This is a genomic window from Rhodoligotrophos defluvii (genome assembly GCF_005281615.1).
Taxonomy (GTDB): Bacteria; Pseudomonadota; Alphaproteobacteria; order Rhizobiales; family Im1; genus Rhodoligotrophos; species Rhodoligotrophos defluvii.
Genome location: NZ_SZZM01000002.1, coordinates 296,219 through 315,861 on the forward strand (window position 1 = coordinate 296,219; position 19,643 = coordinate 315,861).

The following is a 19,643-nucleotide window of genomic DNA, read 5'->3' on the forward strand; positions in this document are numbered from 1 at the left end:
AGCCAGCGGGCTAGCGCTGTCGATCATCCGGGCGGTGTCGAACAGGACGCGCCTCCGCGGTGCCGCTCGGTGTCGACTATGCAGCCGTGGCCGAATCTGACCGTCCGATCGTCGTGCAGTTCACTCGCATGGACACTGGCTCGAAAGTGACGGCGTGGGCCGGCTCTGTGGCCTTTGCGGGGGCGGAACCGGACTGAGCCTCCGCGGGGGCCAACCCTCAAGGAATTCGCATGACCAGCGTTGATCCCGTACGGACGAGGCTCTCCTCCGAGAACCCTGGCACAAAAACGCAATCATCTGTGCGATCGATGTCTCGCGCTTTGCCGATAGCAACGGCGACGGCATCGGGGACATGAAGGGAGTGATCGATCGGGTTCCCTATTCGGCGGAGCTGAAGCCTCCGCCCGCCTCAAATGTTGTCGCAGGAACGAACCGACTTGGTCCGAGTTCCGGCTTCAGTCCAGTTTCAGCTTGGAGAGGCATCCATGCCGATAGGACGCAGACGGTGGGCTATTGCGGAAGGCTATATCCCCGGAGAGAGCCACGGCCCTGCGCCGGCCGTGAGCAGCCACGAGGCCGCGTGTATCCTGAACGCGGGCGAGCGTGATGCACATATCGAGATCATGCCCTACTTCACCCATCGGGATCCGGTCGGGCCCTATCGCGCAACGGTGCAGCACCTGCGCTTCAACGAGCTGAACGATCCCGAGGAGAGACCCCGAGATGCATCATATTCGAGCATCATCACCTCGGATGAGCCGGTCGTCGTGCAGCATCCCACGCTCGAGACTCGGCAGGCGGAGAATGCCCTGCTTTCGACCATTGCCTATTCCGAGGCCTGATTAGGACCGGCCGTAGGGCTGTGTTCGTGCGGAGACCGCCATGACCGCCCAAGCGGGCTCCACCCGCGTCATCTATGCAGCGCTCGCCGGCAACTTTCTCATTGCCGTCACCAAATTCGGCGCCGCCTTTTTTACCGGCAGCTCCGCCATGCTGAGCGAGGGCGTGCATTCGCTGGTGGACACGGGGAACGAGGTGCTCCTCCTCTACGGGTTGCGGAAGGCTGCGCGACCTCCCGACGAGGACCACCCGCTCGGGCACGGCCGCGAAGTCTACTTCTGGAGCTTCATCGTCGCGCTCCTGGTCTTCGCGCTCGGAGCCGGCGTGTCCTTCTACGAGGGCATTTCCCATCTGCTCCATCCCGAGCCGGTCCGGAACATCGCGGTAAACTACGTCGTGCTCGGCCTTTCCGCGGTATTCGAAGGCATCGCCTGGACGATCGCGCTGCGGCACTTCCGCCGGGAGAAGGGTAGGCTCGGCTACATCGCCGCGGTGCGGCGCAGCAAGGATCCGACGACCTTCACCGTGCTTTTCGAGGATACGGCAGCGCTTCTCGGCCTAGCCATAGCCTTCATCGCCATCACTGCCGCCCACATCCTGGCGATACCGGAGCTTGACGGTGCCGGCTCGATCGGCATCGGGATCGTGCTCGCGGCCACCGCCATCTTCCTCGCCCGCGAGAGCAAGGGCCTTCTGATGGGAGAACAGGCGTTGCCATCGGTCCGCCGCCGGATCGTGGAACTGGCGGGGGCCGACCCGGATGTGGTGCGGGTCAACGATGTACTCACGGTGCATCTGGGGCCAACGGACATCGTTGCCACGCTCAGCATCGAGTTCAAGGACGAACTCACGACGCCCCGGCTCGAAGCCTGCGTGAGGCGCATCGAGCAAAGGATCTGCTCCGAGCTGTCGGAGGTCTCCTCCGTGTTCGTGCGGCCGCAATCCGCGTCACCGATGTGAAAAGCCGCAGGGGAACGATGCCTCCGCGTCATGGTTCCGGTCTGTAACGAGAGGAAGCAGACATGGACGGGGGCAGCCCGGTGCCCAACAGCGTGATGTCTGGGGGACCGAACCGGAAGCGAGCTCGAGTTTCTGAAACGCCCCCGCTGCGCGGGAACAGCGGGATCGTTCTGTTCTGCGGCTTCGTCATCTTGCTCCTCCAAGGATGCTCGCAGATCCAGAGCAGCCTTGAGCCGGCAAGCCGCACGACCGCCCTCATCGCCGACTTCTGGTGGGGGATGCTCTTGGTGGGCATGGTCATTTTGGCCGGCGTACTGCTTCTCCTGTTCGTCGGCCTGCGGCGGGGCGGCCCCCGCGGCGAACGCCCGCTTTCAACGCGCGGTGCCTTTCTCCTGGTGCTGACCGGCGGGGTGGTCACGCCCCTCGCCGTCATCCTCGCCATGGTCGTCGTCGGCGTCCTCATCGGCAAAGAGATCGCGAAGCGGCCGGAGAGCGGGCCCATCGTCGAAGTTGTGGGCCGGCTTTGGTGGTGGGAGCTGCGCTACCTGGATGAAGAGGGCGATCTGATCGCGACGACCGCGAACGAGATGCATGTTCCGGTGGGCCGGCCGGTCCGGCTGCGCCTGATCTCCGACAATGTGATCCACAGCTTCTGGGTTCCGCGGCTCCAGGGCAAAACCGACCTCATTCCCGGCCAGGTGAACGAAAGCTGGATCGAGGCGGAGAAGGCCGGCGTCTATCGCGGCCAGTGCTCGGAATATTGCGGTACGCAGCATGCGCTGATGAGCTTTCTGGTGGTGGCCGAGCCGCCCGAGGTGTTCGAGCGCTGGCTCTCCCGCCAGGCCGAGCCCGCCACCGAGCCGGAGAGCGAAGCGCAGGCGCGGGGACGGCAGGTATTCGTCGAGCAGGGCTGCGCGGCCTGTCACACGATCCGCGGCGTATCGGAAGTGGGAGAGATCGGACCGGACCTCACCCATCTCGCCGGCCGCCGGATGCTCGCCGCCGCAGCCATCCCCAACACGAGGGGCCACCTCGGCGGTTGGATCAGCGATCCGCAACACGTGAAGCCGGGCAACAAGATGCCCTCCACCGTCATGGAGCCAAACGAGCTCCAGGCCCTGCTCGTTTATCTGGGGAGCCTCGAATGAGCGTGGCCGAGCACGATCGCCCCGGCGAGGCCGTAGATCGGTCATCCGAGGAGACGGAGCGCCTTTCCGCCACCTGGGCCGCGCCCAAGGGGCTCACGCGCTGGTTCATGCCGGTGAACCAGCGCGTGATTGGCCGGCGCTTCGTCATCACCGCCTTCGTCTTCTTCTTCCTGGCAGGCGCCTTGGCGGTGCTGATGCGCATCCAGCTCATGCAGCCCGAGAACGATTTTCTATCGCCGGAGCTCTACAATCAGTTCTTCACCGTCCACGGCACGGCGATGATGTTCCTGTTTGCGATTCCCGTGATGGAGGGGATCGCCATCTATGTCGTGCCGATGATGATTGGCGCCCGTGACATGGCGTTCCCGCGGCTCAACGCCTTCGGCTACTACGTCTATCTGATCGGCGGCACGGTGTTTTTCGGCTCGCTGCTGTTCCAGGCCGCTCCCTCCGCGGGCTGGTTCAACTATGTGCCGCTCGCAGGCGAGGAGTATTCGCCCGGCCTGGGTGTCGGCATCTGGACCACGATGATCACCTTCATCGAGGTCTCCGCGCTGACGGCGGCCGTGGAGCTGATCGTGACGATCCTGAAGCTGCGCGCGCCCGGCATGTCGCTCAACAGGATGCCGCTCTTCGTCTGGTCGGCGCTGGTGACGGCCTTCATGATCGTCTTCGCCATGCCGGCGGTCATCGCGGCCTCGAGCATGCTCACCATGGACCGTCTGATCGACACGCATTTCTTTACGCCGGAAACGGGCGGTCAGCCGCTCCTCTGGCAGCATCTCTTCTGGTTCTTCGGCCATCCGGAGGTCTACATCATCCTGATGCCGGCGCTGGGCATCATCTCCACCATCATTCCCGTGTTCACCCAGCGGCCGATCTTCGGCTACACGGCGCTGGTGCTCTCGTTGGTGGCGACCGGCTTCATCGGCTTCGGTCTATGGGTGCACCACATGTTCACCACCGGCCTGCCGCAGCTCGGCATGAGCTTCTTCATGGCCGCGAGCGCGATGATCGCCATTCCCCAGGGGACACAGGTCTTCTGCTGGATCGCGTCGCTATGGGGGACGCGCATCCGCTTCGACACCCCGCTGCTCTTCGTGCTCGGTTTTTTCGTGATCTTCATCGTGGGCGGAATCACCGGCGTGATGGTGGCGGCGATCCCCTTCGACTTGCAGGTGCACGACACCTATTTCCTGGTGGCCCACTTCCACTACGTGCTGATCGGTGGCGCCGTCTTCCCGCTCATCGGAGGCATCTACTACTGGTATCCGAAGATGTTCGGCCGGATGATGGACGAACGCCTCGGCAAGGCAAGCTTCTGGCTCGCCTTCATCGGCTTCAACGTCACCTTCTTCCCCATGCATCAGCTCGGGCTCCAGGGCATGCCGCGGCGGGTCTATACCTATCTCCAGGAGCTCGGCTGGGGGGATCTGAATCTGCTCGCCACGTTCGGCGCCTTTCTGCTTGCGGGCGGCTTCCTGCTCAGCCTCTTCAACGCGCTCTGGAGTTTGAGGCGGGGCGCGCCGGCCGGCGAGGATCCCTGGGGCTCGCCGACGATCGAATGGGCCACACGGTCGCCGCCGCCGTGCTACAACCACGAGCATATCCCGATCATCTCCGGCCGCTGGCCGCTCTGGGAGCGGCGTGGCCAGCTGTCGATCCCTGTCGTCACCGGCCTGCGCGATGACCGGCGCGAGACCTTGGTGACGACGGTTCTCGATGCAACACCGCAGGCCGTCGCCGTGATGCCGGGACCGACCATCTGGCCCTTCCTGTCGGCGCTGGCGGCCTCCGCCGGTTTCCTCGGCATTCTCTATCAGCCAAGTTTCTTTCTCGTCGGCTTCTTCGGCGCGGCCGCCACCTTCATCGGCTGGTTTTGGCCGCGCCGGCCATGGAGGGACGACTAGATGCGGAAGTATGCAGGCTACGATGCAAGCGGACTGACGCGCTTCGCCCACCGGACTCATCCGCTGTGGTGGGGCGTGCTGGGTGTTGTCACCATCGAGGCGACCGTGGTGGCGACACTGATCGTGAGCTATTTCTATTTGCGCATGGATGCCGACGCATGGCCACCGCCCGGTGTGGAGCCGCCGAGCCTGCTTCTGCCGACGGCCAATGTCATTCTCCTGCTGATCAGCAGCGGCACGATGTTCTGGGCAGGCTGGGGGATCAACCGCGGCAAAAAGCTGGTGCTCACGCTCGGCACCAGCACCAGCGTGGCACTCGCCTGCCTGGTGCTCGTTTTTCGAAGCATAGAGCTCTGGACCCTCGACTTCACTTGGGACAGCCACCCCTATGGTTCGATCGTATGGGTCATGATGGGCTTCCACTTCACCCACGTCGTGTCCGCCGTCATAGGCACGGCGGTCGTCGCCCTGCTCGCGGGGATCGGATACTTCACGCCGGAAAGGCAGCTCGGCGTCGTGGTGGACACGCTCTACTGGTACTTCGTGGCTGGCATCTGGGTGGTGCTCTATCTCGTGCTGTGCTGGGCGCCGCGCGTCCTGTGATGCTGGAGGCGATGCATGGGAGAATGGGAAGAAGGCATCCTGCGCAGCAAGGCCGGCGCGCTCGCCATATGGGAGGGCTGGGTCTTCGGCCCCGTCGCCTGGGCCGCCCACCAGAACCTGAGTTACGGCCTCACCCATCTGCTCTGCGGCACGAGCACGAAATGGCCGATCTATCTCGCCACACTGGCAGCGGTCGGCGTAGCCGCCGCGGCCGGCTATTTCTCATGGCGGCTGCGGCAGGCAGCCTCCACCGTCCGCTTCCCGGAAGCACATGCCGTTGCCGCCTCACGTGCCCGGTTCATCACCACGGTGGGCGTTCTTATCTGTACGCTTTCGGCGGCCGGCATCCTGGTCGAGACCATTCCCGTGCCCGTGCTCGACCCCTGCGCGGGGGCAACTTGATGATGCGGCGCGTGCATATCCCGGGCTTGGCCGCCTTGTGCCTGGCGCTGTCGACGGACACGGCCACGGCTCACTCTGTCGGCTCGCCCCATTCGGCCTTTGCCTGGGGATGGACCGCTCTTACCTTTGCGCTGCTTACGGTGTCGGCCTGGGCTTACAGGTGGGGACTTCGTCGCCTTTGGCGCCGCGCCGGGACGGGTGCAGGGGTCCGGCGGTGGCAGGCGGCCGTCTTCGCCGTCGGGTGGCTATGGACTGCCGTGGCGCTGCTGTCGCCGCTCGACCAATGGGGCGAGGAACTCTTCTCCGTCCACATGCTGCAGCATGAAATCCTGATGCTGATCGCCGCGCCGCTTATCATCCTGGGGCGGCCGGCGGTGGTGTTTCTGTGGGCCTTTTCGGTGGAAGCCCGCCGGGGCCTCGGCCGCTTCTTCGCACACCCTTGGTGGCTTGCGGTGTGGCGGCCATGGACAAGCCCGCTCGGTGCATGGACCACCTATGCCGTAGTGCTGTGGGCCTGGCATGTGCCCTTCCTGTTCGAAGCGGCGACGGTTCATGACGGCATCCACACCTTGCAGCACGTGAGCTTCTTCGGCGCTGCACTCCTGTTCTGGTGGGTCTTCCTGGACGCCACGCACGGGCGCCGCCGGAACGGTATGGCGGTGCTTGCCAACTTCACCACCGCGATCCACTCCTCGCTTCTCGGCGCGCTCTTCACCTTCGCGCCGGCCGCGTTCTACGCGCCCTATCTTGAAACCACCGCCTATTGGGGCCTGACCGCGCTGGAGGACCAGCAGCTCGGTGGCCTCATCATGTGGATACCCGGCGGGCTGGTGCACCTTGCCGCCGGCCTCGTGGCGGCAGCCCGTTGGATCGGGCCGGAGACCGGCACCGACCGCCTGCCCGAGCGGACCGGGAGCGGAAGATGATCCAGCTCCGGCACATTGCCACCCCGCTCCTCCTGATCGTCGCCCTTGCGGGCTGCGGGGAGGAGGCGGGAGCACCCGAACTTCGCGTGCGGGGAGACCCAGAGGCTGGCGCGGCCGCGATACGCAGCCACGGCTGCGGCATCTGCCATACAATTCCCGGTATAGCCGGCGCCGACGCGACGGTGGGGCCGCCGCTCGTGCATTATGATGAGCGCGCCTATGTGGCCGGCGTCCTGCCCAACACGCCCCGGGACCTGATCCGCTGGATTGTCGATCCTCCGGCCGTTGATCCCCGCACGGCCATGCCGGAGCTTGGCGTGAGCGAGGAGGAGGCGCGCGATATCGCCGCTTATCTCTATCGCAGGACGGGGGAGCGGAAATGAGAAATATTCTTAGGCTTGCCCTCGTTGTTCTTGCCCTGATGGCGGTCGCGGCCGTGGGGATCGTGGCCTATGTCTATTCCGGCATTTACAACGTCGCCGCCACCAGGCAGCACACCGCCCCTGTCTACTGGCTGCTCACAACGGCGTTGACACGCTCGATCGAGGTCCGCGCCGACGACATCGTGGTTCCGGACCTTTCAGGGGACGACCGGTTCCACTCGGGGCTCGACCTCTACCGCCAGCACTGCAGCCAGTGTCATGGTGCGCCAGGGGTAGCGCCGGAGCGCTTTGCGCTGGGAATGACCCCCCTTCCGCCGCCCATCGTGCAGATTGGCCGTGAGCGCAGTGCCGCCGAGATCTTCTGGGCAGCCAAGCACGGCCTGAAGATGACCGGCATGCCGGGCTGGGATTTCAAGCTGAGCGATGAGGAGATCTGGAACCTCGTCGCCTTCATTCTTGCCATTCCAACCCTTTCGCCCGTGGAGTACTACGATCTGACGGGAACGGCGCCGAACCCGACCGAGCCGGCCACGGACCAGCCGCTGGGCAACTATTCCGGCGACCCCGACAGGGGCAAAGTGGCGCTCCGGCAATATGGCTGCATCGCCTGTCACCAGATCGAGGGGATCGTCGGGCCGGAGACCTGGGTCGGGCCGCCGCTAGAAGGCATAGGCGAGCGCAAATACATCGCCGGTGTTCTGCCAAACAGCAGCCAGAATCTCGTCCGCTGGATCCGGAACCCGCAGGGCGTGGATCCCCTAACCGCCATGCCGGAGCTCGGCGTGACTGAGAAGCACGCGCGCGACATGGTGGCCTACCTCTACTCCCGCAACGATCCGTAGAACGTCGAACCATAAAAGCGCGGCGAGATGCGTTTGAGAGCTCGCCCGGCGACGTCGTCCGGCAGTCACAGCCCGACTGCTCAACGACCGACGGCTCAAACGCCATCAGGCGCCACCGTAATTCAGCAGGCCAGCCTAACGTTCCCGCCCAGCCTGCCTTTGCTCGGCCGCGATCTGTAACCGTGCTGCAATGCCTCGGAAAGGTTCCGGCGGAAGCCAAATAGGGCCTTTGATCTTGAGGCGGTCGGAGAGCAGCGGGGACTCGACACCGCAAGCCAGCTCAGCCAGAAGCTTGCCTTGTATGGTGCCCCGGACAACACCGGAGCCTCCGCAGCCGACAGAAGCATAGATGCCTGGCTGAACACGGCCGAAATAGAAGCCTCCGTTATGAGTGACGGCGGTCAGGCCACCCCAAACGTGCTCGAACTCATGCCTGCGCATATGCGGATAACGGTTGCGGTAAAGCCCGGTCAGCATGCGGCGCGCCTCGTCGGGCTCGAGCTCCTTTTCGTAGGAATCGCCGCTTCTTATGAGCAGACGGCGGCCGGTCTTTCGCATGGTGGTTCCCATGCGATGCGCCGGCAATATGCCCCAGTCGGCTTCCTCCCCCAACTGTTCGAATTCGCGCTCGTCCAGTTCAGGCGTGAAGGCGCCGTAGGTATAGATCCCGACCATCCGGTTGCGCGCGATGCCCAGAGATCTGGCATGCAGGTTGTTCGCGATGAACAGCCGGTCGGCGAGGAAATCCCCGCGACTGGTCTCTACCGTGAATGGCGCGGTCTTGCCCAGGGCGTGCACCGTCGCGCCTTCAAGAAGCTTGACCGCCGCTGGCAGCGAGTCCGCAAGGCCGCGATGAAGCGCAGCCGGCTGAACCAGCGCACGGGTCAGTGATTGCAGCCCGTACCGGTAATAGCCGGTGCCTGTTGTCCGCTGCAGGTCGTGGCTGTCGTATTCCTTCGGGATAAGGCCCCATTCCTCATAAGTCCGGCGTGTCTCGCGGGCCGTCTTTTCCACACGCGGCGTTGCCGCGGCGGTGATCGCCAGCGGCGTTTCGTTCCAGTCGCAATCGATCGATTGGCTGGCGACGAGTGATCGTAAAAGCTGGAACCCCTCCCTGGCGATAGCCATTTGGCGCGCTGCCCAGTCCTCCGCAAAATCGGCAGCATTCGCGCTCGGTTCGCCGGGATTGATCAGCAGATAGCCGGAATTCCGGCCCGATGCGCCCTCGCCGATCGTCGATGCCTCGATCAGAAGGATTTCCTCGCCCGGAACCAGTTCGGCAAGCCGGCGCGCGATCGCCAGGCCCGTGAAGCCCGCGCCGACGACAATGCTGCGAAACCGCCGCTCGGAGGGCAGCTCGGTCTTTGGTCGGCGCTCAGGCAGCAGGGCGTTCCAACCTGATCTCGATTTGTAGACGGGGGCATTTTTCATGAGGCATCTCCACCGCATGCCGCCGGTCTAGAAAATCTCCGTCTCGTGAAACGGCGATCCCCGGCTCTCGCGCCTAGACCTGATGCGCCGAAAAGTAACCACCAGGCGCCGTTCGTCCAGGGAGGCCCGAGAGCTTTTTTGATAGGATATGCTTATCGAACTTATGGTTGGAGCGTACTGGATATATGAGCGGTGCTTCGACAGAATGTGCGGGTGTGATCGAGATGCAGGCTGCAGGCGTTCGGTCTCAGGGAAGGCGGTTCGATGTCCGATTATGTTTCTCATGCGGCTCATTGGGGCACCTTCACCGCAAGGTGGGATGGTGAGCATCTGGACGTCCGGCCGCATCCTGCCGATCCCGACCCTTCTCCCATCCTCGGAAACTTCACCGACGTCTTGCGCCATCGGGCTCGCATCCTGAAGCCTTCTGTACGGCGAAGCTGGCTGGAGCGGGGCCCGCATCCGGGACCTCGCAGGCTTGACGAGCCATTCGTGGAGATGGATTGGGAAGAGGTTCTGCCGCTCGCCGCCAAGGCGATCAGCCGCGTTCGCGACAGGCACGGCGCCGAAGGCGTTTATGGCGGATCCTACGGTTGGTCGAGCGCCGGGCGGTTCCACCATGCTCAAAGCCAGATCCACCGCTTCCTGAACGTGGCGATCGGCGGTTATGTACGGTCGGTCAACAGCTATAGCGCAGGCGCCTCGTCGGTCATCCTGCCGAGGATCCTCGGTCCGTTCGAGGCCCTGTCGCGCCGTAACGTGACGTGGGAGCAGATCGAGGCGGAAACGGATCTCGTCTTGGCATTCGGCGGCATGGCGCTCAAGAACTCCAACGTCGCGAGCGGCGGCGTCACCACTCATATCGAGCGGGGAGCCATGGCTCGGGCTGCCGCACGCGGCTGCCGCTTCCATCTATTCAGTCCGCTGCGGGACGACTTTCCGCCGGAAGCAGGCGCCATATGGCACCCGCTCCGTCCCGGGACGGATGTGGCGGTTATGCTCGGGCTGTGCCACACGATGCTGGTCGAGGGGTTGCACGACCGGCAATTTCTCGAACGTCATTGCACGGGCTTTGACGTGTTTGCCGCCTATCTGGCGGGAAACGGCGATGGTCAGCCGAAAACGGCGGAGTGGGCGAGTGCGATCTCCGGCATGCCGACGGAGACCATCGTCCGGCTAGCGCGGGAAATGACCACCCGGCGCTCGCTCGTGACCGTGGCCCATGCGCTCCAACGGGCCCGCTTCGGAGAGCAGCCCGTCTGGGCGGGGGTAGCGCTTGCGGCGATGGCGGGCCAGATCGGTCTGCCGGGCGGCGGCTACAACTACGCTCTCGGCGCGATGGGGCATACGGGACGGCGCATGAATGCCGTCCCGATCCCGACCCTGGCGCAGGGCACCAATGGCGTCTCCAACTTCATACCGGTCGCGCGGATTTCCGACATGCTGCTCAACCCTGGAGCACGCTATCAGTATGACGGCCGGGAGATAACCTATCCCGACATCCGGCTGATCTATTGGGCAGGAGGCAATCCTTTCCATCATCACCAGGACCTGAACCGGCTACGCAAGGCGTTCGCCGTTCCGGAAACGATCATAGTCCAGGAGAACGCCTGGACGCCCATGGCGCGGTCGGCCGATATCGTGTTGCCGGCGACGATGACGCTGGAGCGCGAGGACATAGGCGCCGCCGGGACCGACCCGAGGCTGATCGCCATGCGCAGGCTTGCGCCCCCGATTGGTATGGCGCGGGACGATTACGACATCTTCGCCGATCTCTCGCGGCTGATGGACAGCGAGGATGCCTTTACCGAAGGGCGCAACGCGCGGGAATGGATGGCGCATCTCTACGAGCCGACCCGGCAGGCGCTTGCGGAACATGGCTGGGATGCGCCCGATTTCGAGGAGTTCTGGGAGCGCGGGGAGCTTGCTCTTCCATCCGCGCCCGACGACGGAGGATTGCTTCGTGCCTTCCGCAACGACCCGGAGGCCGCGCCGTTGCCGACGCCGAGCGGCCGCATCGAACTGTTCTCCCGCACGATCGCGGGTTTCGGCTATGACGATTGCCCGGGTCATCCGGCCTGGCTCCCGCCGGATGAAGTGACCGATGAGGCTGCGCCTCTCGTGCTGATCGCAAACCAGCCCGCGACACGGCTGCACAGCCAGCTGGATTTCGGGGCCTACAGCCAGTCCTCGAAGATCCAGGGGCGAGAGCCTGCCCGGCTTAATCCGCAGGACGCGGCGGCACGGGGCATTCGCGACGGCGACATCATACGGATTTTCAACGCGCGCGGCGCCTGCCTCGCCGCAGCGGTGCTGACCGACGGCGTCATGCCGGGCGTGGTCAACCTTTCGACAGGTGCATGGTTCGATCCGATCGACCACGAGGCCGAAAACGCCGAATGCGGCCACGGAAACCCCAATATGGTGACCCGCGACATCGGCACGTCGAAGCTGGCGCAAGGCTGCTGCGGTCAGGTGACCGTTGTGGAAGTGCGACGTCATGACGGCCCTCTGCCCCCCATCCGGGCTTACGACCCGCCCGCCGTGGCCGGCCGGTGACCAAGACCATTAGGAGATAACCTATGCGCCCTCTCGAGGGGATACGCATCCTCGACATGACGTCGGTGTTGATGGGACCTTACGCCACCGCAATCCTCAGCGACATGGGCGCGGACGTGGTCAAAATCGAGCCCGACGGAGGTGACATATTGCGCTATGCCGGCGCGAGCCGCGGCGGCAGCATGGGCGGCCTCTTCCTGCATTCCAATATCGGCAAACGCAGCGTCGTTCTGAACCTGAAGCGAAAAGGAGGGCTTGCGGCCCTTCTGCGGATAGCCAGGACGTGCGACGTTCTCTTCTACAACATTCGCCCGAAGGCGATGGAGCGGCTCGGCCTCGGCTACGAAAAGGTCGCCGAGGTCAATCCCCGCCTGCTCTATGTCGGCGCCTTCGGTTTCGGCCAGGACGGTCCTTATGCGGACCGCGCCACCTATGACGATCTTATCCAGGCGGCATCCGGCATTCCGATGCTGCTTGCGGAGGCATCAGGCGAAGCGCCAGCCTACGTCCCGGTGAACATGGCGGATCGGATCGTCGGCCTGCATGCGGCGATTTCCATCGTTGCCGGGCTTCGCCACCGCGACCGGACCGGCCAAGGACAGCGCATCGACGTCCCGATGTTCGAGACCATGGCCAGCTTCGTGCTTGGCGACCATATGGGCGGGCTCACCTTCGACCCTCCTCTGGACGAGGGAGGTTATCGGCGCCTTCTGTCGCGCGGACGCAAACCCTTCGCGACTGCCGACGGTCATCTCGGCGCCGTGATCTACACCGACCAGCATTGGCAGCGCTTCCGCATCCTCGTTGGCGAATGCGATGCGCTTACCGATCCGAAGTTCGATACCTTCGCAGGCCGGCAGGAAAATATCGACGAGATCAATCACCACCTGACGGAGATATTCGCCACTCGCACCACGGCGGAATGGCAAGAGCTTTTGGATGCGGCAGACATACCCTGCATGCCGCTGCATTCCCTGACCAGCATTATGGAGGATCCCCATCTCCAGGCCGTCGGCTTCTTCGAAGACCAGCAGCACCCGGTGGAAGGCGCGATCAGGACGATGCGGGTTCCTTCCACCTGGAGCGTATCGCAACCGCAACATTCGGGACCTGCTCCGGTGCTTGGGCAGGATACGGAATGCGTTCTCCGGGAAATAGGCTATTCCGATGAGGAGATAGGGGCGCTCGCCTCGGATGGATCGATCGGTATAGCACGGCGAGCGCCAAGCGAGCTCGCAAAAGCCGATTGATATCGACCCGGTCTTACCTATTCTACCGAACTCTGCACCCGCGGATGAGGGAAATCGGTGGACGCGCCAAGACGTCGTGGTTCCGGCAATATCGAGTTGCGGCACCTTCGCTATTTCATGGCGATCGCCGAGGAGATGAGTTTCGCGCGCGCGGCCGACCGGCTGGGCGTCGCACAACCCGGGCTCAGCCAGCAGATCCGGATATTGGAAGATCTGCTCGAAGTCCGGCTTTTCGATCGTTCTCGGCGCAAGCTGCGTTTCACTCTAGCCGGGGAGCTGTTCTACGAGGAAACGCGCAAGCTCATGGTGCAGTTCGACGCCGCAACCCAGGTTGCAAAACGTGCGGCGCGCGGCGAGGTCGGAAAGCTTGCGGTGGGTTACGTTGGCTCGGCGGCCTATACCGGCATGCTGACAAGGGTGATCGGCGAATTCAGGGAGAACCATCCGACGGTCGAACTGAACATTTCCGAACTGGAGATGCTGCGCCAGCTCGACGCGATTGCGGAAGGGCGGATGGACATCGGCTTCATTCGGCCGCCCGTTCCGTTGCCGCGCAACATCGATACGATTCCGATCCTTTTCGAAGATCTCGTGCTTGCCCTTAACGCCAAGCATCCCGCGGCCACGCAACAGGAGGTCGATCTCGCGGATCTGGCGAGCGAAGACTTCATCATTCCGCAGCACTCCTCCCAAATGAGTTTCCACCATCACACCACTGTCGCCTGCAACAGGGCCGGCTTTCAGCCCCGCTTCGGTCCACGGGGGCGTGATTTCATGACCATCGCCAGCATGGTGTCGATCGGGCTTGGCGCGGCCCTGGTTCCGCAATCCATCCGCTGCATTCAGCTTCCGTCCCTGGTCTATAAGCCGATCAAGGGGCAGGCCACCAAGGCCGAACTTGCCGTCGCCTTCCGCCGTGGCGACCATTCGCCGATCGTTCGCTCGTTCATCGCGATAACGCGCCATCACACGCAGCAGCAGAATGCGGCCGAGGCGGATCAATTCCCATCGTCCGATAAGTCTTGATTATCAATTTAAAGCTACAGCAATATTGTGATGATTGGCCGGGTGTCATTTAATGCCCTCCTGGCGGCCATATCGACCATTTCCAAATGTCTGGCCTGATCGAAATCGCAACAGAATGTGCACCGCGCAATCTCTTCCATGCTTGCGCTTGGCACCATCACCCAGGTGGAAGGCAGCAAGTTGTCTGACTGGACGGAACGCGCAGGATCCATGTTTGATTGCGAAAAGGGGTCCGTCACGGGCACGCGCGGGGTTGCCGTCACCAATCACCCGCTCGCATCCGCCGCGGCGATGGAGATGCTTGCGGCCGGCGGCAACGCGTTCGACGCCACGGTCGCTTCGCTGTTCGCGCTGACGGTCGTGGAGCCGATGATGGTCGGCATATTCGGTGGCGGAACGGCCGTCGTGCATCTCGCCAACGGCGACATGCATGTCTTCGACGGGCTGGCCACCGCTCCCGCCCAGACGAGGCCGGATATCTATACGCCTCTCTCCGACAGCTGGCCCGATTACATGGAGACGAAGGGCCGGCAGAACCGGGTAGGTCCAAAGGCAATCGCGGTGCCCGGCAATCTCAAGGCCTGGTGCCAGATGTCGGCGGAGTTCGGCCGCTTGCCTCTGAAGCAATTGCTCGGCCCTGCCATCCGCTACGCCGAGGACGGCTTCGTGCTGTCTCCCTACCTGGCCACCTGCATAGAGGAAATCAGCCCCGATCTTGCGCTCGACGATGCCATCGCGGCCGTCTTCTTGCCGGGCGGCAAGCCGCTGCAGGCCGGAGAGGTGCTCGTTCAGAAAGATTATGCGAACACCCTCAAGGCTATCGCCACAGGCGGCGCGGCAGCCCTGATGGCCGGCGAACTCGGCGCGCATGTGCGGGCGTTCCTGAACGATTCCGGCACCTGGGTGACCGAGCGGGACATTGAGGACTATCGCGTGTTGCGGCGCGAGCCGGTTATCGGCACCTATCGGGGTTTTGAGATCATTGGGCCGCCGCCGCCCTGTTCCGGCGGCGTACAGACCGTGCAGGTGCTGAACCTGCTCGAAGCGTCGGATGTGGCCGAAGCAGGCTTCGGCACCGTGGACACGTTGCACCGGCTCATCGAGGCGATGAAGATCGCGGCCGCCGACCGGCTCGCGGTCATCGGGGATCCCGCCTTCGTCGACGTGCCGATAGAACGGCTCACGTCGAAGGCATATGCGGAGGAAAGGCGGAGGGATTTCGATCCGGACCGGGCCCGCAGGCAGGAAGCCCGGATACTGACCAACGAATCCGCCAACACGACCCATGTGACGATCGCCGACGGCGAGGGCAATGTCGTGACCTCGACACAGACGATCAACAGCTTGTTCGGTGCGAGAGTGGTTATTCCGGGAACCGGCATCATCGCCAACAACTACATGTATCTGTTCGATCCCCATCCTGGAAAGGCGCTGTCGCTTGCGCCCGGCAAGAGGATAACCAGCGGGATCACCGCGCTGATCGCCCGGAAAGACGGCAAGCTCGCCTTCGCGCTCGGCCTGCCGGGCGCGCACCGCATTCCGGCCTCCGCGATGCAGGCGGTCATCAATCTGATCGATCACGGCATGTCGTTACAGGAAGCGGTCGAGGCTCCCCGCGTCTTCACGTGGGGGCAAGAAGTGGAAGTGGAAGCCGGCTTCCCGGAAGCTATTCGGGACGGGCTTGCGGAAAGGGGACACCGTGTCCTGCCCGTCGCCCATGTGGCCGGCGGCATGGGGGCGATCCGGTTCAACCCGGACGGCTCGATGACCGGTGCCGCCTGCTGGCGCGCCGACGGCGTGCCGATGGCCGCGGGGGGCGGTCCGGCGCGCGCCAATACCTCATTCTGGCCCGATCCGCGCCGCGGCAAGGTCTACTGACGGAAAAATGTCCTGGCAAAAAATAAGCTAACAATAACATGGTCTTCGGAGGAGAGATGCAATGAATATGACCCGCCGTGAAGCGATGCTCTTCACCAGCAGCGCCCTTCTCTTTGCCGCCACCCGGCCGGGCCCCGCCACTGCCCAGGGGCAAAGCGTCATTCGTTTTGCGCCCCACGCGGCGCTGCGCGTCCTCGATCCGGTGACCACCAACGCCTATGTCACGCGCAATCACGCCTACCTCGTATACGACACCCTTTTCGGGATGGATTCGAACTACGTACCGAAGCCGCAGATGGTCGATACCTGGAAGACCTCGGAGGACGGCCTCACCTGGGATTTCCACCTCCGGGATGGCCTCGCCTTCCACGACGGCGCCCCGGTGCTTGCCAGCGACGTCATCGCCTCCATCCAGCGCTGGTGGCAGAAGGACATCGTTGGCCTTCGCCTGAAGGCCGTGACCAAGGACATTTCCGCTTCCGACGACCGCAGCTTCCGCCTCGTCCTTTCCGAACCCTTCGGCATCATGCTGGAAGCCTTTGCGCGACCGACCTCGATTCCTCTTTTCGTCATGCCGAAGCGTATAGCGGACCTTCCACCGGCGACCGTTCTTGAGGAGGTCGTGGGCTCCGGGCCCTTCCGCTTCGTGCAGGAGGATTTCAGGCCGGGCGTCAGCTGGACCTATGTGAAAAACGAGAAATATGTGCCGCGCGAGGAACCCGCAGACGGGCTTTCCGGCGGCAAGGTGGCCGGTGTCGACCGGATCGAAGTGATCTGGTTCCCGAGCCCGGACACGGCGATGAGCGCGCTGCAGAACAACGAACTCGACATCATCGAATCCGTCAGCCCGGATCGCAAACCGATGTTCGACGGCACCGACATCACCGTCATCGCCCGCGCCAGCCCGACGGTTTCCACGATTCGCTTCAACTGGGCGCAACCACCGTTCGACGACGTTCGCCTGCGCAAGGCGGTACAGGCTGCCGTCACCCAGCGCGACTATCTGGATGTCATCGTCGGTGATCCGGAGGCCTACAGCATTTGCGGCGCGCTTTTCGGCTGCGGCACCCCGCTGGAGACGGACGCCGGCTTCGTCGACAGCGGCACGCCGAACCTCGAGCGTGCCAAGCAACTCGTCAAGGAATCTGGATACAAGGGCGAGAAGGTCGTGATCATCACGCCCGGCGATGTCGCCTCTTTTTCGGCACTGGCGCCGATGACCCAGCAGATCCTCTCCTCGATCGGAATAGACAGCGAGATTCAGACGATGGAATGGAGTGCCTTTCTCACCAGGCGCGCCAATTCCGGTCCGGTGGCCGAAGGCGGCTGGAACCTCGCCCACGCCGTTTTCGACGGCATCGATCTGATTTCGCCGCTGGGCAACATGAATTTCGACGCCCGCGGCAAGGCGGGCTATACGGGGTTCATCGACGACCCCGAAACGGAGACGTTGAAAACGCAGTACCAGCGCGAGCCCGATCCGGCCAAGCAGAAGGCGATTGCTGAAGAGATGCAGAAGCGGGCCTATGATCAGGTCTTTTACATCCCGCTCGGGACCTACAAACAGTTCATTGCTCTGCGTCCGGAGCTGAAGGACTACGTCAACTCGCCGGTCGTCGTTCTCTGGAACGTGACCAAGACCTGATGCTGCGGTTGATCGTTCTTCGCGCCGCGTCGTCGGTGCCGGTGATGTTCATCGTCGCCGTGATCGTGTTCCTCCTGCTCCGGCTCAGCCCGGGCGATCCGGCCACGATCATCGCGGGAGACGCCGCGACCCCCGCACAGATTGAGAATTTGCGGGCGAGCATGGGTTTAGATCAACCTCTGCCGCTGCAGTTCCTGACCTGGATCGGCAGCGTCATACAGGGCGATCTCGGTCAATCGATCCTGTCACGCATGCCGGTCAGCGAACTCATCGCCGACCGGCTCGGCCCCACGCTCGTGCTGGCACTTTGTGCGATCGTCGTCACGGTGCTCGTCGCGGTACCGCTGGGAGCGCTCGCCGCATGGCGGCACAACAGCTGGGTGGACTGGGCGGTCATGACGCTGTCCGTTCTCGGCTTTTCGATCCCCGCCTTCGTGGTCGGCTACCTGTTGATGCTGTTCTTCTCGATCAGCGCCGGGCTCTTGCCGGTGCAGGGATATGTCAGTCCTCTCGTCGATCTCGGGGCGGCCGCCCGGCATTTGGTTCTGCCTTCGCTGACGCTCGCACTGGTGTTCATGGCGCTGATCGCCCGCGTCACCCGGTCCAGCCTTCTCGAAGTCCTGGGACAGGATTTCGTGCGGACCGCCAAGGCCAAGGGCAATCCTGACTTCCGCACCTTGTGGCGCCATGCCCTTCCGAACGCGGCGGTGCCGATCATCACCGTGATCGGGCTCGGTATCGCGATGCTGATTTCCGGTGTGGTCGTCACCGAGAGCGTCTTCAACATTCCCGGCATCGGCAGGCTGACCATCGATGCCATTCTGGCGCGCGATTATCCGGTGGTGCAGGGGCTGATGCTGTTCTTTGCGCTGATCTATGTCGGCGTGAACTTACTGATCGACATCGCCTATATCCTTGTCGATCCCCGCATTCGATATTGAGGCACAGGGTTTGGCATCTGAAACGACCATGCTTCCGGATCGTTCGGCGTCCCGGCAGGCTTTCGTCTCCCGCAATCTCCTGCCGGTCGGCTGCCTCGCGGTGCTGTCGATCATCATCCTCGTGTCGTTGATCGGTTCCTGGATCATGTCCGGCGAGGCCATGATGGTGCGCCCGCGCATGCGCCTCAAGGCACCGTCCGAACTCGCCTGGTTCGGCACCGACGCCATGGGCCGCGATGTCTTCGCGCTCACCCTGGAAGGGGCCAAGCTCTCGTTGCTGGTCGGGCTCCTGACGGCCGTGACCGGCGGCGCGATCGGGACCGTCATTGGACTAATGACGGGATATTTCCGCAGGCTCGACGGACTGATCATGCGCGTCATGGACGCGATCATGGCAATCCCGAACATCCTTTTCGCCGTGGCGGTCGTCTCTTTGCTGGGCCCAAGCCTCGTCACAATCGTCGGCGCGCTGGTGTTCAACGAAATCCCGCGCGTTGCCCGTCTCGTCCGAAGCGTCGTGCTGAGCGTGCGCGAGGAACCCTATGTGCAGGCCGCCGTGGGCATGTCGATCCAGACGCCGCTCATTCTCGTGCGTCATATCCTGCCGAGTTGCATCGCGCCGCTGATCGTTCAGACGACCTATATTTTCGCGGCGGCCATTCTCTCCGAGGCCGTGCTGGGCTTCCTCGGCGTCGGCTTTCCTCAGGGCACCCCCACCTGGGGCAATGTCGTTGCCGAGGGACGCGCGGTGTTCCTGCGCGCGCCCTGGACCATCATCGCGCCGGGCATGGTGCTTGCGCTGACGGTGATGTCGGTCAACCTTCTCGGCGACAGCTTGCGCGACTGGCTCGACCCTACCCTGTCCCGTCGCGCGAAGGTGGTGCATTCATGACCGCTTC

The 19,643-nt window shown here is 63.7% G+C and carries 18 protein-coding genes; 17 read left to right on the forward strand and 1 reads right to left on the reverse strand.

The window, feature by feature from the left end:
- The first annotated feature begins 59 nt into the window (after positions 1 to 59).
- From E4P09_RS26870 to E4P09_RS10565, 10 genes are all read left to right on the forward strand, one after another.
- Positions 60 to 197 carry a sensory rhodopsin transducer gene (locus E4P09_RS26870; RefSeq protein ID WP_137389565.1) on the forward strand — a complete coding sequence of 46 codons (138 nt, stop codon included), beginning with the start codon at positions 60 to 62 and terminating at the stop codon, positions 195 to 197.
- A 288-nt stretch (positions 198 to 485) separates the two neighbouring features.
- A complete protein-coding gene (locus E4P09_RS10530; protein WP_170984352.1) occupies positions 486 to 842 on the forward strand; it encodes a sensory rhodopsin transducer in 357 nt (118 codons plus the stop codon).
- A 40-nt stretch (positions 843 to 882) separates the two neighbouring features.
- Positions 883 to 1,800, forward strand: a complete 918-nt coding sequence (locus E4P09_RS10535; RefSeq protein WP_137389567.1) for a cation diffusion facilitator family transporter — start codon at positions 883 to 885, stop codon at positions 1,798 to 1,800.
- A 62-nt stretch (positions 1,801 to 1,862) separates the two neighbouring features.
- A complete protein-coding gene (locus E4P09_RS10540) occupies positions 1,863 to 2,948 on the forward strand; it encodes a cytochrome c oxidase subunit II (protein ID WP_137389568.1) in 1,086 nt (361 codons plus the stop codon).
- On the forward strand, positions 2,945 to 4,858 hold the full coding sequence (gene ctaD, locus E4P09_RS10545; RefSeq protein ID WP_137389569.1) for a cytochrome c oxidase subunit I: 1,914 nt from the start codon (positions 2,945 to 2,947) through the stop codon (positions 4,856 to 4,858). Before E4P09_RS10540 ends, ctaD begins: the two co-directional genes overlap by 4 nt.
- Positions 4,859 to 5,461 carry a cytochrome c oxidase subunit 3 gene (locus E4P09_RS10550; RefSeq protein ID WP_137389570.1) on the forward strand — a complete coding sequence of 201 codons (603 nt, stop codon included), beginning with the start codon at positions 4,859 to 4,861 and terminating at the stop codon, positions 5,459 to 5,461. It abuts the gene before it with no gap.
- 15 nt (positions 5,462 to 5,476) lie between these two features.
- Positions 5,477 to 5,863, forward strand: a complete 387-nt coding sequence (locus E4P09_RS25900) for a hypothetical protein (protein ID WP_170984353.1) — start codon at positions 5,477 to 5,479, stop codon at positions 5,861 to 5,863.
- Positions 5,863 to 6,789, forward strand: coding sequence for a cytochrome c oxidase assembly protein (locus E4P09_RS10555; RefSeq protein WP_170984354.1), 927 nt, complete (start codon positions 5,863 to 5,865; stop codon positions 6,787 to 6,789). The genes E4P09_RS25900 and E4P09_RS10555 overlap by 1 nt, the downstream gene beginning before the upstream one ends.
- The gene (locus E4P09_RS10560; RefSeq protein ID WP_137389572.1) at positions 6,786 to 7,172 is read left to right on the forward strand and encodes a c-type cytochrome; all 387 of its coding nucleotides are present in this window, start codon (positions 6,786 to 6,788) and stop codon (positions 7,170 to 7,172) included. Before E4P09_RS10555 ends, E4P09_RS10560 begins: the two co-directional genes overlap by 4 nt.
- On the forward strand, positions 7,169 to 8,014 hold the full coding sequence (locus E4P09_RS10565) for a c-type cytochrome (RefSeq protein ID WP_137389573.1): 846 nt from the start codon (positions 7,169 to 7,171) through the stop codon (positions 8,012 to 8,014). Before E4P09_RS10560 ends, E4P09_RS10565 begins: the two co-directional genes overlap by 4 nt.
- A gap of 135 nt (positions 8,015 to 8,149) precedes the next feature.
- On the opposite strand, the gene E4P09_RS10570 is transcribed toward E4P09_RS10565, so the two are convergent.
- Entirely contained in the window at positions 8,150 to 9,445 is a 1,296-nt protein-coding gene (locus E4P09_RS10570; protein WP_170984355.1) for an NAD(P)/FAD-dependent oxidoreductase, read from the reverse strand.
- A 264-nt stretch (positions 9,446 to 9,709) separates the two neighbouring features.
- On the opposite strand from E4P09_RS10570, the gene E4P09_RS10575 reads away from it, so the two are divergent.
- The 7 genes from E4P09_RS10575 to E4P09_RS10605 all read left to right on the forward strand — a co-directional run bounded on the left by E4P09_RS10575 (position 9,710) and on the right by E4P09_RS10605 (position 19,636).
- Complete coding sequence (locus E4P09_RS10575) at positions 9,710 to 12,004, forward strand: molybdopterin-dependent oxidoreductase (protein ID WP_137389575.1); 2,295 nt, start codon at positions 9,710 to 9,712, stop codon at positions 12,002 to 12,004.
- A 23-nt stretch (positions 12,005 to 12,027) separates the two neighbouring features.
- Positions 12,028 to 13,254 (forward strand): CaiB/BaiF CoA transferase family protein, encoded by a 1,227-nt coding sequence (locus E4P09_RS10580; RefSeq protein ID WP_137389576.1) that lies wholly within the window; start codon positions 12,028 to 12,030, stop codon positions 13,252 to 13,254.
- Between the two features lie 57 nt (positions 13,255 to 13,311).
- Complete coding sequence (locus E4P09_RS10585; RefSeq protein ID WP_275406462.1) at positions 13,312 to 14,280, forward strand: LysR family transcriptional regulator; 969 nt, start codon at positions 13,312 to 13,314, stop codon at positions 14,278 to 14,280.
- Between the two features lie 210 nt (positions 14,281 to 14,490).
- Entirely contained in the window at positions 14,491 to 16,158 is a 1,668-nt protein-coding gene (gene ggt, locus E4P09_RS10590; protein WP_205042084.1) for a gamma-glutamyltransferase, read from the forward strand.
- Positions 16,159 to 16,219: 61 nt separating this feature from the next.
- A complete protein-coding gene (locus E4P09_RS10595) occupies positions 16,220 to 17,803 on the forward strand; it encodes an ABC transporter substrate-binding protein (RefSeq protein WP_137389579.1) in 1,584 nt (527 codons plus the stop codon).
- Entirely contained in the window at positions 17,803 to 18,744 is a 942-nt protein-coding gene (locus tag E4P09_RS10600; protein WP_137389580.1) for an ABC transporter permease, read from the forward strand. Before E4P09_RS10595 ends, E4P09_RS10600 begins: the two co-directional genes overlap by 1 nt.
- A 28-nt stretch (positions 18,745 to 18,772) precedes the next feature.
- Positions 18,773 to 19,636, forward strand: a complete 864-nt coding sequence (locus E4P09_RS10605) for an ABC transporter permease (protein ID WP_170984356.1) — start codon at positions 18,773 to 18,775, stop codon at positions 19,634 to 19,636.
- Positions 19,637 to 19,643 lie beyond the last annotated feature (7 nt).